Source organism: Adlercreutzia sp. DFI.6.23 (genome assembly GCF_024462535.1).
Lineage (GTDB): Bacteria > Actinomycetota > Coriobacteriia > Coriobacteriales > Eggerthellaceae > Adlercreutzia > Adlercreutzia rubneri.
Genome location: NZ_JANGBP010000164.1, coordinates 1 through 410 on the forward strand (window position 1 = coordinate 1; position 410 = coordinate 410).

A 410-nucleotide genomic window follows, 5' to 3' on the forward strand; every position below is an offset into this window, starting at 1 on the left:
CATGGCTGTCGAGGTAGATGGCGAAAGCCACAAGCTTCGGTTCTCTTATGTAACACCAGAACTCGATTTGGGATTGGCGTGTACGGGAATTGCTGTCGTGTTGCTGAGCGTCTTCGAGTTGAGATGGGTTCGTCATCGGCGGACGATGGCGGACCGAAGAGGGATATCTGAAAAGGAGCCTATCCGATGATTGACTTCAATGTTCCGCCCTTTATCGGTACGGAAATGGAGTATGTGCGGCAGTCGGCCGAAGACAACCATAAGATATGCGGCGACGGCCCTTTCACAAAACGCTGCCAATCGTGGCTTAAGGAACGTTTTCGTGCCGATAAGGTTTTGCTGACCACTAGCGGAACGACGGCGCTTGAGATGGCTGCCATGCTTTGCGATCTTGAGCCGGGAGACGAAGT

Annotated in this window: 2 protein-coding genes; both read left to right on the plus strand. The window is 52.9% G+C overall.

Annotated features, from left to right (window positions below):
• Positions 1-190, plus strand: a 190-nt coding sequence (locus NE591_RS12825) for a hypothetical protein (RefSeq protein ID WP_256156810.1), incomplete at its 5' end; no start/stop codon positions are given.
• Positions 187-410 (plus strand): DegT/DnrJ/EryC1/StrS family aminotransferase (locus NE591_RS12830; protein WP_256156811.1); only part of this gene is annotated, 224 nt, incomplete at its 3' end. The genes NE591_RS12825 and NE591_RS12830, both read left to right, overlap by 4 nt.